Origin of the sequence: Fictibacillus solisalsi (assembly GCF_900103485.1) — a bacterium.
Lineage (GTDB): Bacteria > Bacillota > Bacilli > Bacillales > Fictibacillaceae > Fictibacillus_C > Fictibacillus_C solisalsi.
This window is the reverse complement of record NZ_FNHW01000001.1, coordinates 2,462,627-2,478,455: the sequence shown is the minus strand read 5'-3', so window position 1 is coordinate 2,478,455 and position 15,829 is coordinate 2,462,627. Positions and strand designations below refer to the sequence as shown.

The window sequence follows — 15,829 nt, the reverse complement described above, 5'->3', positions numbered from 1 at the left end:
AAACACGGATCTTCATTCCGTACAACCGTCAATGCCGGAATTCCTGAAGAGTGCTAAACCCCTTCATATACATTAAAAAACCCCGAATCCAGGGGTTTTTTGTGTGAACCTTTTGATGCCGTTTTGAATACCCTTGTATCATTAAAGGAGGAAGCATAGCGGGAATGACAAAATATGTTGTTGAAGTGAGAAGACAATCAAAAAACAGGCCGGGCCTTGCTGTTGAAATTGAGTTTCCAACACAAGGAGAAGCCGAAGCCTACATTCAAACGGTTTATGATGATTATGTAAAAGGTCAGGAAGGTCAAGTGGATTATGAAACCGTCACATATAGTGTAGAACAGTATCAAAAAGAAATCCTTGTCCGCAAACGGAATGAAAAGGGAAAAACCATTTTCAGTCTATTACTTACAACCTATATGAAAACGTGAATGATTAATTTCCCAAAAATAAAAGAAACACTAGGCCCACCAAGTCAGAAAGAATGGAGCCACCCACATACAACCACTTTTTTCGGCCAACATGGCGGCTGCTGGCCATCATGAGTCCTGTTCCAAGGATAAAGCATACAATACCGATGATAATGAAGATGTTCATACAGGCAAACTCCTTTTTCAATAAAAAAACCCGGTGTGCCAGCACCGGGTGATCGTTATGGGTTTATGAGCAGCACTTGTCTGCTAAAAATAGTATAACATACACTTTCCATGATACCAACTGTTAACTCATTCCAGTGTGCGCCCAATTTCATCCAGCAGTTGCTTCAGCTTGGGCAGTGCTTCTTTCACATCTTCTAGAAATGATTCGTCGGTAATGTGTAGAGAGGCGGTATTCTGCTGTAGCTCCTGGAGCAGCTCAGCCACTTCAATTTCCTCTTCGGTCCATTGGCGGTTCATATTGTCATTCCTCCTTTTCGCAAATTAAAGGCTGATCTTTTTATCCCTGTCGTACTTCGGAATAGATTGCTTTCTGCTTCAGGTTGTCCGCTTTCCACAGGGTGGGGTCCGCAATTTTAGAAAAAAACCAAAATTAAAGAGCCGGCGTAACCGGCTCGGAAATTAAAACAAGCTTGTGCTGTGCTGCGGCTGTGTTTTTGCTTTTGGATCAATATACGTTTTTGCATTGTTAACAGCGGTAGGAGCTTCCCCAAATCCGGCAGCAATCAGTTTAACTTTGCCATCATACGTACAAATATCACCGGCAGCATAAATACCCGGAATATTGGTTTCCATTTTGGAATTGACAATGATGGAATTGCGTTCAATATTAAGGCCCCAGTTCTTAATTGGACCAAGAGAGGACACGAAGCCATAGTTGACTATCACAGCGTCCACTTCAATTTTTTCTTCCACATCTTCGTTTTCCAAAAGCACATGGGTGATCTTTTCATTATCATTGATCAATTCTTTGATCTGATACGGTGTTTTCACCTTCACGGATGAATTGAAGAGCTGCTCCACGCTGTGCTCGTGAGCACGGAATTTGGCACGCCTGTGGGTCAGTGTCACCTCTTCAGCTATTGGCTCAAGCATAAGAGACCAATCGAGTGCAGAATCACCGCCGCCAGCCACTAGAACCTTTTTTCCGGCAAAGGCTTGGAGGTCGTTTACAAAGTAAAGAAGTGATTTTCCTTCAAACTGTTTGGCGTTCTCCAGTTCAATTCGTCTTGGCTGAAAAGCCCCAACGCCTGCTGTGATGATGACCGCTTTTGAATAATGCGTGTCTTTATCAGTTGTCAATTCGAAGTAGTCTTCTTTTTTCTCCACAGTCTGAACGGATTCTTCAAGCACCACTTCAGGATTAAATTGTTCAGCCTGGATTTTAAGATTATTCACCAAATCCTGAGCCAGTACCTTAGGGAAACCAGCCACATCATAGATGTATTTTTCAGGGTACAACGCGGAAAGCTGTCCGCCAAGCTGCGGCATGCTTTCAATAATTTTAACCTTCATTTGCCGCATCCCCCCATAGAATGCCGCAAACATACCGGTGGGACCGCCGCCGATTATTGTGATATCATACAGATTTTCTTTCGTCATATTTCCACCCCCGGGGTAAATTTACTCTCTCTTCATTATAGATAGAAAGAGTATGAAAAGAAAGGATAAAACCATATTCAGCATTCCATCAAAACCCTTATGGGACTTGAAAGGGCTTTTATCTTTCTTATTTCAAAAATATGCGCATCGTTTCTTAAAATTTTCTTAAAAACGGTTGAAACTTGGCCGGAAAAGGAATAAGATTATAGAGGAAAATATGGTGAAATTGTGACAATTTTCGTCTTTATCTATCCTACTACGTGAAATACGTCACAAACTTTTTTGGCCTTTCATATTTCAATCCATGTTAGGTCAAACTAAAAAAAATCTGAAGTGGAAGTGATCATATGAGTAAGCCAAAAATTTTGATTATTGGTGGAGGATATGGCGGTATGATGTCCGCTGTACGCCTGGAGAAAGAGCTTGGATTGAACAATGCTGAGATTACGCTTGTAAACAAGCACAACTATCACTACCAAACAACATGGTTGCACGAGAACGCAGCCGGTACGTTGCACCATGACCGAACACGTATCATGATCGATGACATCATTGATACAAATAAAATCAACTTTGTACAAGATACAGTAGTTGAAATCAAAAAAGATGAAAAGCGAGTTATTCTCCAAAATGGTGAATTAACATACGATTACCTTGTTATTGCGCTTGGATCTGATCCGGAAACATTTGGTATCCAAGGCCTTAAGGAAAATGCAATGAGCATTCGAAGCATTAACTCTGTTCGTGAAATCCGCGAGCATATCGATTATAATTTCGCACGATACAACAATGAAGGACAAAAACAGGAACTCATCAATATTGTAGTCGGGGGAGCTGGCTTCACTGGTATCGAGTTTGTCGGTGAATTGGCAGACCGTGTTCCTGAACTCTGCAAGGAATACGATATTCCACGCGAAAAAGTACGCATCATCAATATTGAAGCAGCACCAAACGTACTGCCAGGATTTGATGAAGAACTTGTGGAATACGCAATTAACAACCTTGAACGCCGTGGTGTGGAATTTCTTGTGAACACTCCGATTAAAGAGTGTAACGAAGACGGAGTACTTCTGGCATCTGGTGAAGAAATTAAAGCTGCAACTGTTGTTTGGACGGGTGGAGTACGCGGTAACCATCTTGTTGAAGAAGCCGGCTTTGAAACCATGCGCGGACGTGTAAAAGTGGACAAAGACCTTCGCATGCCTGGTTATGACTACATCTTCGTAGTTGGTGACTGTGCGTTAATTATTAATGAAGAAATCAACCGCCCATATCCTCCAACTGCACAGATTGCGATCCAGCAGGCATATACGCTCGCTCGCAACCTGAAAACGTTGATCAACGGTGGAGGAAAGATGGAAGAATTCACGTTCGACAACAAAGGTACAGTAGCTTCTCTTGGTAAAGGTGAAGCGATTGGAGTAGTCGGAAACAAGAAGTTGTTCGGTTCCACTGCTTCTGCAATGAAAAAAGTCATTGATAACCGTTACCTCTTCTTACTTGGTGGCGTACCAATGGTCGTTAAAAAAGGTAAGCTTAAATTATTTTAATTAGTAGAAATAACAGATTAAAGCAGAGTTCCCTTCGGAGCTCTGTTTTTTTATATAATTGAGCATAAAGGCATGGTGAAGGAGAGGAAGGGACATGAGTAAAAAGAAAGACAGGGGCAGTGTGTGGCTCGCAGCAGCCGGACTGGTCATCCAAGATGGAAAATGGCTGGTGGTTAAAAAGAATTATGGAGGGCTTAAAGGAAAGTGGTCCATTCCGGCAGGATTTGTGAACGCTGGAGAGACAGTGGATGAAGCAGCAGTCCGTGAAGTAAAAGAGGAAACAGGAATTGCAAGCAGGCCTGTTGGAATCTTGGGAATAAGAACAGGGGTGATTAATGATGAAATCAGTGACAACATGATTATTTTTCTTCTTGAACCTGAAGGAGGATCCCTTATTCCGCAGGATAGAGAAATCCAGGAGGCGCAATTTTTGAGTCCTGAGGAACTGCGGGAGGATCCGGCAACTTCTGTAATGGTCCACCATTTTTTAAATGAAAAGGAGGCAACCCTGCTGGAGCACATCAACCCAGGTGATATTTTTGGATACACTTCTTATAAAATATTTGATAACCGTTGATATTGTAAGAAAATCGTACAAAGATTCAGATATTATTGGATGTTTGCGCTTACATAAGCGATATGAACGAAAATGCTCCCTTTTCAAGTTTTTCATTTCCTGTTATATTATCAGAAAATTCAAACAAGGGGAGTGCCGTCTAATGACAACATCAACTCGTACAAAAACACAAGAGAAGTGCCAATACTGTGAGGGGAAAGGCTATTTCCAACTTTTATTAGGTGGCTCTGAGACTTGTGAAGAGTGCTGCGGCAGCGGTAAAAAGAGAAAAGCATAATAAAGAAGAAGGAGCATCAGCAACCTCGTGATGCTCCTCTTTTATTATCCTTATATTGACTTTAACCGCCTGTTTCAGTAAACTAGCTTTGAATACGGGGGTGAAGAGATGTATTTACCGCAGTTGTTTATTTCCATGCTTTTATTTATTGTGCTGTTCTTTGGAATCGGTTTCCTTTTAAACATGCTGTTGCGCTCGACATGGGTAATGGCTGTGATTTATCCCGTTGTCGTTGTCATGATTGTGGATCATGTTAAATTCTTTACATATTTCTCAAGTCCAGCCAAAAGCTTTTCCCAGCTTGGACAGGACTTTATTCATTTGCAAGCTGTCGATATCGCTATATTGGCATGCGGGATGATTGGTGCCCTGATGGCCGGAGTCGCTATCCGTATGCTGCGGGTAAGGGGATATCAAATGTTTTAGAATCTTCTGTTTATACAGGAAGGTTCTTTTTTTGTGCCTCCTATCGCAGTATAAAATTTACTTCTCTTGGAAAATACTACGTGAAGAGAGGAGTGAGGGTTTGCGTTATCTTATAAAGAGTGCCAAAAGGCTAATGATGACTATGCTATTGGTGTGGGCAATGCTTGCTACATTGTCTTCGATTTCAGGAGTAGAGGCAGCAGATGTCTCAAACTGGGCAGCCGCGCGTTTGCAGGAACCGCAAAAGCATATCTTCGAGTGTGCAGGAACAAAAACAATTCTGGTTTTGTCTCAAGCCATGGAAAAGACTTCCGGTATATGGGGGCATGAATTTAAGGTGAATGCGGAGTCATTGGACCCGAAAACGAAAGTCTTGGATCAATTTGACGTTTCACCTTATCCATCTGTTAAAGTAACGGCGACCGGTTATACTGCCGGGGTGGAGTCCACCGGTAAAAGCAAGGCGCATCCTGCTTACGGAATCACTAAATCTGGGCTCCGGGTCAAGCGGGACCTTTATTCTACAATCGCAGCGGATACGAATATTTTTCCTATTGGCACCATTCTGTTCATACCGGGCTACGGTTTTGGCGTGGTCGCTGATACCGGTTCGGCCATTAAGGGCAAAAAGATAGATTTGTATTTTGAAACCATCAAGGATGTTTACGAAAAGTGGGGCAAAAAAACTTTGAGTGTGTATGTCGTCCAAAAAGGGTCCGGCAAACTAACCGAAAAGGAACTTAAAACATGGAACGAACAGAAGTACATCCAGCACTACCGTAAACAATTATATTAAAAAAGCTTCAAGCACGATGGCTTGAAGCTTTTTCCTTTAATTGGCCGTTTGGGTGGGCTGCTTCTGCTTCCATAATACTTGATGCAGCTTTTGAAGTCCGTCGATCAGACGGGGAGATGGCCGGCAAAAAAGGTGCTCTTCAAGAATATGTACCTTATTCGCTTTGACCGCCCGGAGTTCTGACCAGCCTGGACGTTTTTCCAATACTTCCGGCTTCACTTTTTGTTTTGTTACTCCCACCCAAGCGATGCAAATCTCGTCAGGATCGCGTTTAATTACGTCTTCCCAGGTGGTCTGGATGCTTGGCTGCTCCATATCCTCAAATACGTTAACAGCACCAGCCAAGTGGGAGATCTGGGTCAGCCAATTTTGCTTTCCTGGTGTAAATACGGGTTTTGGCCACCATTCCCAGTAAAGCTTTTTCTTTTCCTTTACGCCTGCAGCGAACGTTTTGTATTCATTTATCAATTCCTTATATTGAGAAACAAGATAATCCGCACGCTTTTCGACACCTGTTCGTCGGCCGAGGTCTTTTAGATCCTCTGCAATGTCTTCGAGCGTGTTTGGGTTGTACACGACATGCGGAATGTTGCGGCGTTCCAGCTCAGCGATGTTCTTTTCCATTCCAGGAACACTTAGGGAAGCGATCACAAGATCCGGCTTTAATTCTTCCACCATATCCATATTGATCGACAAATCAGGGCCCAATTTCGGCAGCGTCCGGACCCGTTCCGGCCAGTCGGAAAAATCGTCAACAGCCACCAGCTGTTCCGTTAACCCCAAATAATCAACAAGCTCAGTATTGCTCGGACAAATAGACACTAATCTCATGAATCTTCACCCCTTAAAGAACGAAGAAAAGCCAGTAGACAATCAGTGTTTGGACAATCCCAAGCAAGGCGCCGTAAAATACTTCGTCTGGCTGATGTCCAAGAAGCTCTTTTAATTGCTTGTGCTTTTCTTTTACGTCGGTTTTTTTCATTGCTTCGCTGACTTCCACATGCTCGCGAAAATCAGTTACTAACTTATTCAATACGGCTGCTTGTTCTCCTGCATGCCACCGTATTCCTTTTGCATCGTACATGACAATGATGGCAAACATGCAAGCGACGGCGAATATCGAGCTGCCCAGGCCTTCTCTAAGAGCAACTCCAGTTGCAAGCCCGGTAACGGCGGCAGAGTGTGAACTTGGCATCCCTCCTGTACTGATAAACAAATCCCATCTCACTTGTTTTGTCTCCAGGTACGTAATTGGTATTTTCAAAAATTGAGCCATTAATATTCCTAATAAGGAAGCAAGTAAAGGAAAATTAAAAAACAGGTCCATAGATCGTCTCCTCGCAGCCTTTTATCTTCAATGTATCGAGATAAGTTTGTTCTAATGCTCTCATAATACCCTTTTTTCCCCGTCTGCAATCTTGTTGTTCTTTCGGGAAAAAATAAGGTGATGCAGGGGCAATTTGGTATGATAGGAATGAAAGCAGGTGGGGGAATGGAATATCCAATGGAATACTATCAGTTTTTTATATCATTCAATGAAGGAGACTACTATACCTGCCATGATCTCCTTGAGGAAATGTGGATGACGGATAAAAGCAATTATTTTTTGAAGGGGCTGCTGCAATTGTCAGTGGCTGTGTATCATTACGAATATGGAAATGTAAAGGGAGCACGAGTCATGATGGAGGCTGCCCGTACTTATTTGACCGACTATCGCCCGTTTCATTGGGGAATCGATTTGGAGCGTGTCTGTAGTTTTATTGAAGCGTGTCTGCGGAGAATGCCGAAAGAGATTGACAGGGTTTCGTTTGAAAAGGTGGATTCCTTACCGGAACTGCCGGAGCTGATCCTGCTACTAAAAGAGAACGAAGAAGAATAAACTGAGTTTAACACACCTCGCAAAAGGAGGATTTGCATGTTTACGGTAAAAGAAAACTGGAAGAAAGCAGATACAGAGGAAGCACTGCTTGTCGGGCTTTGGGCAGATCACAAGAAATTGGAAGGCATTCCTGCAGAGCTGGATGAAGTGTTCAACGGCCACATTACACAGCTTTTGCGTGAAGGGGATATACAGACACATGCCAGGGCTGTGACCAAGGTCCATACATTCGGAATCGTCGGAGCCAAGCGAATCTACTTTATAGGGTTAGGACGCCGGAATGAAGCAAAGTATGAAACACTGAGAGAGGCATTTGGAAGAGCGGTTGGACAGCTAACCCGGGAAAAGCGGGAAAAGGCGGCCATTGTTATGGAAACCTTTGAAAATGAGCGGATTCCTCCTGAAAGGCTCGCACATGCTTTGGCTGAGGCTGTTACTGCAGCAAGCTACGCATTTGAAAATTACAAAGAGCGGACCAACGAGCGGGACAAAAAGCTGACAGAGATCAGTGTGTACAGTTCCGACAGCCAGACGAGGAAAGGGCTTTCGACCGGTTACGCCTTTGGAACAGGAATTAATACGGCACGCAACCTCATCAATACACCAGGCAATCTGATGACCCCCACCGATTTGGCACAGGCTGCTATGGGGATTGCCAGGAAATACAGAATGGACTATGAGATTCTTGAGAGGGAAGACATGGAGCGGCTTGGAATGGGGGCACTTCTTGCTGTTTCACAAGGATCAGATGAACCGCCAAAATTAATTACGGTCAAATACAAGGGGAGGGACACATGGGATCATGTGCTGGCCCTGGTTGGAAAAGGTCTTACGTTTGATTCTGGCGGTTATTCGATCAAACCGGCATCTAATATGCATGAGATGAAAAGTGATATGGGAGGCAGCGCGGCAGTCCTTGGCGCAATGGAGATTGTCGGACAGCTGAAACCACAAACGAATATCCTTTTTGTCATTCCCTCGAGTGAAAACCTGATAAACGGGAAAGCGATGAAACCGGGGGATGTTTTTACCTCACTCAGTGGTAAAACGATTGAAGTAAGAAACACGGATGCGGAGGGAAGGCTGATCCTTGCTGATGCTATAACATATGCAAAAGAGATGGGGGCCAATTATCTGGTCGATGTGGCGACACTGACAGGAGGAGTAGTCGTCGCTTTAGGTGATACTACGACAGGAGCAGTGACCAATAATGAAGCATTCTTCCAGCAGGTCAGGGCCTCAGCGGATCATGAGGGAGAATATCTTTGGCAATTGCCCAGCCATCCTCATTTTAGAGAAATGCTGCGCTCAAGTGATGTAGCAGATTTGAATAATTCCACCGGACGATTGGGCCATGCGATAACTGGAGGTCTTTTTGTAGGGGAATTCGCGGGAAAGACCCCATGGGTTCACCTGGATATCGCAGGAACCGCCTACTCATCCAAGCCATCTGCACTGGGACCCAAAGGGGCTACAGGAGTAATGGTGAGGACGTTAGCAGGTTTAGCCATGAATTTTCAAGCCAATAGAGAAGAAGAATAACGTTTTAAAAAGCATGGCACACGTCATGCTTTTTTACATAAAATAGGCAAGAAAAGGATTGCGGTAAGTAGAATACTGTACTATAATATAATTATTATTACTTTATAATAATTTTAAAAAGAGAGAAAGGGGACTCGTTTATGGCTGAATACGATTATCACCACCTCCCTCATGTCAAAGTGCAAAATCGCTCAAAGAAGACGCTGTGGATCACTTTGCTGTTAACCTTGTTTTTTACTGTCGTTGAAGTGATCGGCGGTTTGATCTCCAACTCGCTGGCGCTTTTATCCGATTCAGCCCACATGGTCTCCGACGTACTTGCTTTGAGTTTGAGTATGCTTGCCATTTACCTTGCGACAAGACAGCCGAACGCCAAGTTTTCGTTTGGATTTCTGCGTTTTGAAATTATTGCTTCATTTTTAAATGGTCTTGCACTTGTTGTTATCGCACTTGGTATATTTATCGAAGGCATCAAGCGTTTTATCCATCCGGAAGCCATTAACTTCCAACTTATGCTTATCATTGCTTTCATTGGTTTGGTTGTCAATATTGTGTTGACCATTGTTTTGAGCCGCAGCATGAAGGAAGAAGAAAATTTAAATGTAAAAAGTGCGCTCTGGCATTTTATTGGTGACCTTCTGAGTTCAATTGGAGTTATTGTGGCTGCCATTCTGATAAAATTGACCAATTTTTACTTTTTTGACCCATTGATCAGCCTGATCGTAGGAGCCATTATTTTTACTGGTGGCTTCAAAATCTTAAGAGAATCGTATTTAATATTGATGGAGTCTGTTCCGGAAGGGCTGAATTTGGACGAAATCCGCACTGACATTGCCAAGGTGGAAGGGGTCGAGGATGTCCATGAACTGCATCTCTGGACAGTTACAACTGATCACCATTCTCTGACTGCCCATGTTTTTATCAATGAGCATATTCAACCGTTTTGTGTGATTCTCGCCATTAATGAAATGCTGAAAGAAAAGTACAAATTGAAGCATACTACTGTACAGATTGAACATGCGACGATTCACCATCACGGGGAATACGGAAAGCAGTTTTTAGAAGCACAAAAAACGTAAAAAAGAGTCCTTCATTTTCATGAAGGACCCTTTTTTTGTTATTTTTTATTTCCCGGCCCAACGGTCTGGACAACCGTGGAGCTTTGGTGTTGGTCAGTCTCTGATGTGCTTGTAAAGGTAAGTCTTGTCGGTTTTGGGTTGTCTTTTCCGTCTGGGATTTTAACATAAACAGGAATCTGGGCGCTTTTTCCAGGCGCTAATTCTATGACATTGTTTTGTAACTGAACCTCCCATCCTGCTTCTGTTTTGGCATGAAGACGAATCAAGTCTTTTGCTTCCCCTGTGTTGGTTACAACATACTTGTATTCTGCAACCCGCCCAGGAGCGGCAAACTGATAAGAACCTCTTTGGGCTTTGACACCCCGTGCATACGGTCCTGCACCATCCAGATTTCTGACAGCCACACGGTAGGTGAGCGCGCCCTGATCATCGGTTTTCTTTTTCAGGATGTAAAAATGCAGCCGGTTATAGGAATCTTCATACTCACTGACGACCCCGTCACCTGTTCCGGCTTTAAAAAGGGAGTCGGCAAGCTGCTGGAAATCTCCTTTGGACAGCATGGCCGTTGATCCGTCTGGCCGTTTAAAGTCGGTTTGATTAATGTCCTCCTTGTGGGAATCAACCACCCAGATATTCGGGGCCGCTTCTGTATTTTTTGTTTTGGCAAGCAACACACCGGAGTCTGGCACAAAGGAGTCATAGCCGACACGGTCAACGACTTCGAGCGTGTAATTGTTATACCATTTGGCTCCCCGCTGCATATCCGCACGCCAGTCATCCTCTAGCGAATTAGGTGGCGTTAAATCTTCCATTTTAATGTTGATGCCATACAGGCCCTGCCTGCTGAATTCCTTTCCGCTTGGCACTTCGCGGGCTAATATATTTGCAAAAGCAGGACCTGTCTGCGCAAGTTCATCACGATCAATGTTCAAGTACTGATTTTCGGATAAAAATCCTTGTTTAATTTTGTTTCTGAGCATGTGGTGGGAAGGAGCCGAGGCACCAAGAGTTCCGGGAACCATCCAGCGGGTGTGAGGGCCTCCCGGGCCGTTGAAGCTTCCACGGCTCATCAGTTCCCATGGACCGGAATACGAGCGGGATACCGGCTTTCCATATGGGTTGTTATAATTGTCGCCAAGGGCCATGATATGACCGAATTCATGGGCGAACGTCCCCATGCCGTCATTTTCCCCCTGTATGGACGTTCCGCCTCCTGCGCTCGACCAGATGCCTTTCGCCGCATACCAGGACGTCCATGGCACATAGCGGGTGACCGCAGAATTTGGCATAGCAGGATCAGGCGGGCCGAAAGCATCTGTCACGCTTTCTGGATTCTGGAACATCATTTCGCCAAGCTCCTGCCATACTCCAGATTCGTCATAGCCGGCGTGAACCACAAACTTAAAATCGTACTTTTCACCAGAAGCATCGATGTCTGCCTGTGCTTTCTGGATGGCTTCAGAGCGAAGATTTTTGCCTGAAAAACCTGGAGGCATATTTTGCATTTGGTTAAATTCGTTCAGTCCATATTGAAATTCATTGAAATCCATGCGGTATGTACCAAAAGCATCGAGGTCCACAGCCCATTTACCAAAGGAGTTTTCTCTCCAATATTCATTGATTGTTCTGTAGTTATTCAGCGCTTGAGGCTTGTTTAGAAAATCGAGCCAAAATTGTCCCATTTTATCACGTGGTATATTTCCTGTTTTGATGGGATTACCAGCAATTTCAGAGCCTTCAGGCTGACTCAGCATAAATTCACGATCTGGAAAGTCAACGATGATTAATGCCCCTTTCAGTACCCTTTCCGGTTTGATATCTGAATTTCTCCAGTCTATTCCGGGTACAGGGCGATAATCATTCCAGGTCATGTCACGGGGGAGCTTCCAAGACTCCTTGTCCACGGGTTCAGGGAACGTTTTTAATCCAGGCTGATCCGCATAGGCAGGGGCAGAAACAGACATTAGCAGGAGAAACGAGAGGGGAAAAACAAAGGACTTTTTTCTCACCATAGGCACAGAAACCTCTTTCTATAATTTATTTGATTATTCAAAAAATACCATATTTGGATGCTGTATTCCTGAATAAACTATCAATTGTCGAAAGAATAGGAAAATTTTACCTCTCTTACTGTGTATGCGGGCGTTGTTTATAGGCTTAATGGCCTGGGCGAAGCAAAAGGGGAGAAAGAAATTCATTAGACAAGAGGAACGATTCCCTTTAAAATAAAAACAAATTGTTTTACTGTAAAGGGGTTTATTATGAACGAAAAAAAATCCATCGGAGCGCAAATTCTGTGGGGGATCATTCTCCTTATACCGATTTTGATTATTGTGTTTTCCATCGTCGCTATTTTTAGGTATATCTTTTAATCGGGGGGGGGGGAGCTATCTGGCCAGTAAAATTGATTTTGGTCACCACATCTTCAATTATCGCCAGTATATGTTCCAAACTGGGCAGTAAAGCAGGAGAGCCTGCTTTCAATAGAAAAAGAGGAAACCAGCCAAATAAGGCTGGTTTATTTGATCTTCTCCACTATTGAATACTCTTTCGATAGGCTTCCATTTGCTCTCTTGGATTAAGCACACTGTTGCCGTGGCATACCTCCAGCCGTTTTGGATTCAGCTGGCTGACAATTTCGGCGCTTTGCAATGCTTCTTCCATGTTGGCCGTAAACATCGGCATGGGCTTTTTCAGCTTTCCATTTTTCGATGTGAACAAATCTCCGGCCAGTAAAACCTGATCTTTTTCATGGTAATAGACAACATGACCAGGAGAGTGTCCTGGAGTGAGATACGGCTTTAGTCCGCCAATCGAGGATAAATCACCCTGATTATTGGATACTAACGCTTGTGTCAATCCGGGTACAACGGTTTCCGCTGCTTTTTTTCGACGCGGATAGGGAAGTTTTCCTTCCAGATAGGGGATCTCAATCGAATGGGCAAACACGGGGACAGAATAGTTTTGTCTAACTTTGTTGATGGCACCGGTATGATCGGAATGGCCGTGTGTAAGCACAATCCGCTCTAAGGAGCCCGCATTCAAATCCTGGACCGTTTTTAAAATACCCTTTGCCATTAATGGAATTCCTGCATCAACGAGAGTAACTCCGGATCCGTCTTTTACCACCCATATATGAACAGGAATAAGCATCCACGTTTGTAAACTCCAAATATGCTCAGAAATTTGTTCGACTTTCATCCTTTTTTCCTCCTTGTTTCTTTATTTCCCTAAGACCCAGAAGCATAGCCTCCACACTCAAATCAAATGTTGAAGAAAGGCGTTCAGTCAGATCTTCCAGCGGTTCCTTATTATCGATATAGGTACTGATAACCCCATGCAGGTTATAAAAAAGAACGCGGGCAAAGGCAAGCGATTGTCTTGGGTCTGAAAGCCCAAGAGCATTCTCCAATGTCTGCATTAAAAGTTGGAATATTTCAATTCTCACGTTATTGATCTGCAGTCTTGGGTCTTCTTCATCCACTCTCGAGGCACTTGCTGTCATGAAGGTTGAGTACATGCTCTTATGATGAAGACAAAAAGTGATAAAGGAGGAACACAATCTTTTTAATTTAGTCCAATCATCCATCTCATTTAACTGGATGATGTTTTTCATCTGCTGGGATAGCAGTTGTAAAAGCGGCATGACCAAATGATGCAGCAGGGATTCTTTATCTTTGTAATAAAGGTAGATGGCCGTGTGTGAGCACCCTGCTTCTTTGGCAATTTGCCGTATGGTGACACTTTCATAGCCGTAGGTCATAAAAAGCTTCTTGGCCGCGTTTAGAATATTTTTCTTTGTTTCTTCTGATCGTTCCTGCTTAGACTTCAAGTTGATCACATCCCTAACCATTGGTTACTAACCACTGGTTATAATATAATCCAAATTTTATTTTTAAGTCAATATGTTTGCGTTCGACAAACTTCTTCTTGTTTACATTGACAGCCTTTGCTGTTCATGTTAATTTGTTATAGGTTTAGCACATTAGTGATTTATCTAGATAAAGTATAGCTGTGATGAACATCAGGAGGAAGGTATGGTGAATTCTGTAGTTATTGCAGTCTGTATACCAACATTCCTGCCCTGTGATTTTCCGTTAATTGTTTTTAAAATTATTGCCGCAATGGTGTTATAGCATAAAAAAAAGAGGTAAACCCTAATTCAAAAGGGTTTGCCTCTTCTTTGTTAAGCTGCGTTGTGATTGTACCGGCTTTTTCTATTTTTTGAGACAGCGTTATAGATTCGTGGGGAAATAACCGCCGTAACAGCCGTCAGAAGGATATCCTTCGGGAGAAAAATCAGCATTCCTTTCCATGTTCCAAGGTAGGTTACTCCTTCAATTGCTGCCCAGTTGGTGAGTGCAAGATATAGGAGGGTCGTTCCAACAGCATAGTTAACAATCAAGCCGATAAATGAGGCAGCTAGGAAAACAGGAAAGCCAGGCTTCTTTGCTTTTTCAAGCACCATTCCAGCAACATAAGCTGCGACAATATATGATAAAATAAAGCCGAATGACGGACTGAAGATGGTGGATATGCCGCCTGAAAACTTGGCAAACACAGGAGCACCCGCGAGTCCGACCAGCATGTAGACAATCATTGAAACGGCACCCAGACGGCTGCCGAGGAGAAGCCCTGCTAGGATACAAAAGAAGGTTTGCAGCGTAATCGGCACCGATCCGAAAGCCAGTGCAGGAATCCAGGAAGTAATGTTTGCACCCACGGCCATTAATGCCGCAAACATGGCTGCAAGGGTTAAATCGCTCGCTTTAAATTTCATATTGTTCACCCCAAAAGTAAATAATTGATCTATCCTGATGGTAATTCAGGGGTACATCTATTGTCAACTTAATTTTTATGTTAAGTTGACAAATAAAATCCGATGGAGGAACGAACATGTTTTTTGGAAAACCTAAAGTTAAAAAAGATAATGACCGGATACCGCCAAATCAAAATGTCACAACGAAATGGCCGGTGCTTCATGTCGGTAATGTTCCCTGCTATCCGGACCTGACAGACTGGAATTTAAAAATTTATGGTATGGTGGAGAATCCAACGACCTTCACATACGATGAACTTCTTGCCTTGCCAAGAGCCACTGTACAGAATGATATCCATTGTGTCACCGGCTGGTCAAAGCTTGATAATGTTTGGGAAGGTGTAGCAGTTAAGGATGTAGTAAAAGATGTACGAATCCATCCATCTGCTAAATACGTTCTATTGCATGCCGAAGAGGGTTGGACGACGAATCTCCCACTAGAAGATTTCTTAAAGGAAAGCAGTCTCCTCGCCCATACACATAATGGCGAATCCCTGACACCGGAACATGGATATCCTCTGAGGGCGGTTGTTCCGCATCTGTATTTTTGGAAAAGTGCCAAATGGCTCCGTGGAATTGAGTTTCTGCCTTTGGAAGCACCCGGTTTCTGGGAGAAAAACGGATATCATATGTATGGAGATCCATGGAAAGAAGAACGCTTTAGCTGGGACTAGACGGTAAATTAAAAAATGGAAAGTCCCTGTGGATCAATATCTATATAAACCAATTTCGACCAGTTGGAAAGGGTTAAGAAACAATTGTATGTTTCTTGTAATACTGCTTCCAGTTATCTCGATCGTGTCGTTGGTTAATTCCGTCAGGAGCTGAATGAGCTGAAGAAGAAG

General features: G+C 43.4%; 19 protein-coding genes. 10 read left to right on the top strand and 9 right to left on the bottom strand.

All coding sequences use genetic code 11. The features are described from left to right. Positions 1 to 164 precede the first annotated feature (164 nt). Positions 165 to 431 (top strand): hypothetical protein, encoded by a 267-nt coding sequence (locus BLT53_RS12685; RefSeq protein WP_090235310.1) that lies wholly within the window; start codon positions 165 to 167, stop codon positions 429 to 431. 4 nt (positions 432 to 435) lie between these two features. Here BLT53_RS12685 and BLT53_RS25100 read toward each other — a convergent pair whose 3' ends face one another. From BLT53_RS25100 to BLT53_RS12680, 3 genes are all read right to left on the bottom strand, one after another. Further along, a complete protein-coding gene (locus BLT53_RS25100; protein ID WP_170834335.1) occupies positions 436 to 597 on the bottom strand; it encodes a hypothetical protein in 162 nt (53 codons plus the stop codon). Positions 598 to 725: 128 nt separating this feature from the next. After that, positions 726 to 896, bottom strand: a complete 171-nt coding sequence (locus BLT53_RS25095) for a hypothetical protein (protein ID WP_170834334.1) — start codon at positions 894 to 896, stop codon at positions 726 to 728. 162 nt (positions 897 to 1,058) lie between these two features. Then, a complete protein-coding gene (locus tag BLT53_RS12680; RefSeq protein ID WP_090235309.1) occupies positions 1,059 to 2,039 on the bottom strand; it encodes an NAD(P)/FAD-dependent oxidoreductase in 981 nt (326 codons plus the stop codon). Positions 2,040 to 2,386: 347 nt separating this feature from the next. Between BLT53_RS12680 and BLT53_RS12675 the strand changes: the two genes are divergently transcribed. The 5 genes from BLT53_RS12675 to BLT53_RS12660 all read left to right on the top strand — a co-directional run bounded on the left by BLT53_RS12675 (position 2,387) and on the right by BLT53_RS12660 (position 5,665). Beyond that, positions 2,387 to 3,589, top strand: a complete 1,203-nt coding sequence (locus BLT53_RS12675) for an NAD(P)/FAD-dependent oxidoreductase (protein ID WP_090235308.1) — start codon at positions 2,387 to 2,389, stop codon at positions 3,587 to 3,589. Between the two features lie 94 nt (positions 3,590 to 3,683). After that, the gene (locus tag BLT53_RS12670) at positions 3,684 to 4,166 is read left to right on the top strand and encodes an NUDIX hydrolase (RefSeq protein WP_090235307.1); all 483 of its coding nucleotides are present in this window, start codon (positions 3,684 to 3,686) and stop codon (positions 4,164 to 4,166) included. 142 nt (positions 4,167 to 4,308) lie between these two features. Further along, positions 4,309 to 4,443, top strand: a complete 135-nt coding sequence (locus BLT53_RS25090; RefSeq protein ID WP_162264551.1) for a YuiA family protein — start codon at positions 4,309 to 4,311, stop codon at positions 4,441 to 4,443. A 108-nt stretch (positions 4,444 to 4,551) separates the two neighbouring features. Beyond that, on the top strand, positions 4,552 to 4,869 hold the full coding sequence (locus BLT53_RS12665; RefSeq protein WP_090235306.1) for a YuiB family protein: 318 nt from the start codon (positions 4,552 to 4,554) through the stop codon (positions 4,867 to 4,869). 133 nt (positions 4,870 to 5,002) lie between these two features. Continuing rightward, the gene (locus BLT53_RS12660; RefSeq protein ID WP_090236869.1) at positions 5,003 to 5,665 is read left to right on the top strand and encodes a 3D domain-containing protein; all 663 of its coding nucleotides are present in this window, start codon (positions 5,003 to 5,005) and stop codon (positions 5,663 to 5,665) included. 36 nt (positions 5,666 to 5,701) lie between these two features. Here the strand turns inward: BLT53_RS12660 and BLT53_RS12655 are convergent, their stop codons facing one another. Together BLT53_RS12655 and BLT53_RS12650 are read right to left on the bottom strand one after the other, a co-directional pair. Next, positions 5,702 to 6,496 carry a cobalamin-binding protein gene (locus BLT53_RS12655; RefSeq protein WP_090235304.1) on the bottom strand — a complete coding sequence of 265 codons (795 nt, stop codon included), beginning with the start codon at positions 6,494 to 6,496 and terminating at the stop codon, positions 5,702 to 5,704. A 13-nt stretch (positions 6,497 to 6,509) separates the two neighbouring features. After that, positions 6,510 to 6,992 (bottom strand): divergent PAP2 family protein, encoded by a 483-nt coding sequence (locus BLT53_RS12650; protein ID WP_090235303.1) that lies wholly within the window; start codon positions 6,990 to 6,992, stop codon positions 6,510 to 6,512. A 138-nt stretch (positions 6,993 to 7,130) separates the two neighbouring features. Here BLT53_RS12650 and BLT53_RS12645 point away from each other — a divergent pair, with 138 nt between their 5' ends. From BLT53_RS12645 to BLT53_RS12635, 3 genes are all read left to right on the top strand, one after another. Continuing rightward, positions 7,131 to 7,544: a DUF309 domain-containing protein gene (locus BLT53_RS12645; protein WP_425284680.1), complete on the top strand. Its 414-nt coding sequence runs from the start codon at positions 7,131 to 7,133 to the stop codon at positions 7,542 to 7,544. A gap of 36 nt (positions 7,545 to 7,580) precedes the next feature. Continuing rightward, entirely contained in the window at positions 7,581 to 9,086 is a 1,506-nt protein-coding gene (locus tag BLT53_RS12640; protein ID WP_090235302.1) for a leucyl aminopeptidase, read from the top strand. Positions 9,087 to 9,226: 140 nt separating this feature from the next. Continuing rightward, positions 9,227 to 10,165: a cation diffusion facilitator family transporter gene (locus BLT53_RS12635; RefSeq protein WP_090235301.1), complete on the top strand. Its 939-nt coding sequence runs from the start codon at positions 9,227 to 9,229 to the stop codon at positions 10,163 to 10,165. A 38-nt stretch (positions 10,166 to 10,203) separates the two neighbouring features. On the opposite strand, the gene BLT53_RS12630 is transcribed toward BLT53_RS12635, so the two are convergent. From BLT53_RS12630 to BLT53_RS12615, 4 genes are all read right to left on the bottom strand, one after another. After that, positions 10,204 to 12,177, bottom strand: a complete 1,974-nt coding sequence (locus BLT53_RS12630) for a M6 family metalloprotease domain-containing protein (RefSeq protein ID WP_244520405.1) — start codon at positions 12,175 to 12,177, stop codon at positions 10,204 to 10,206. A gap of 523 nt (positions 12,178 to 12,700) precedes the next feature. Next, complete coding sequence (locus BLT53_RS12625; RefSeq protein ID WP_090235300.1) at positions 12,701 to 13,366, bottom strand: MBL fold metallo-hydrolase; 666 nt, start codon at positions 13,364 to 13,366, stop codon at positions 12,701 to 12,703. After that, positions 13,344 to 13,997 carry a TetR/AcrR family transcriptional regulator gene (locus BLT53_RS12620; RefSeq protein ID WP_170834333.1) on the bottom strand — a complete coding sequence of 218 codons (654 nt, stop codon included), beginning with the start codon at positions 13,995 to 13,997 and terminating at the stop codon, positions 13,344 to 13,346. The genes BLT53_RS12625 and BLT53_RS12620 overlap by 23 nt, the downstream gene beginning before the upstream one ends. Positions 13,998 to 14,351: 354 nt before the next feature. Then, positions 14,352 to 14,945: a biotin transporter BioY gene (locus BLT53_RS12615; protein ID WP_090235297.1), complete on the bottom strand. Its 594-nt coding sequence runs from the start codon at positions 14,943 to 14,945 to the stop codon at positions 14,352 to 14,354. 116 nt (positions 14,946 to 15,061) lie between these two features. Between BLT53_RS12615 and BLT53_RS12610 the strand changes: the two genes are divergently transcribed. Next, on the top strand, positions 15,062 to 15,658 hold the full coding sequence (locus BLT53_RS12610; protein ID WP_090235296.1) for a sulfite oxidase-like oxidoreductase: 597 nt from the start codon (positions 15,062 to 15,064) through the stop codon (positions 15,656 to 15,658). Positions 15,659 to 15,829: the final 171 nt, after the last annotated feature.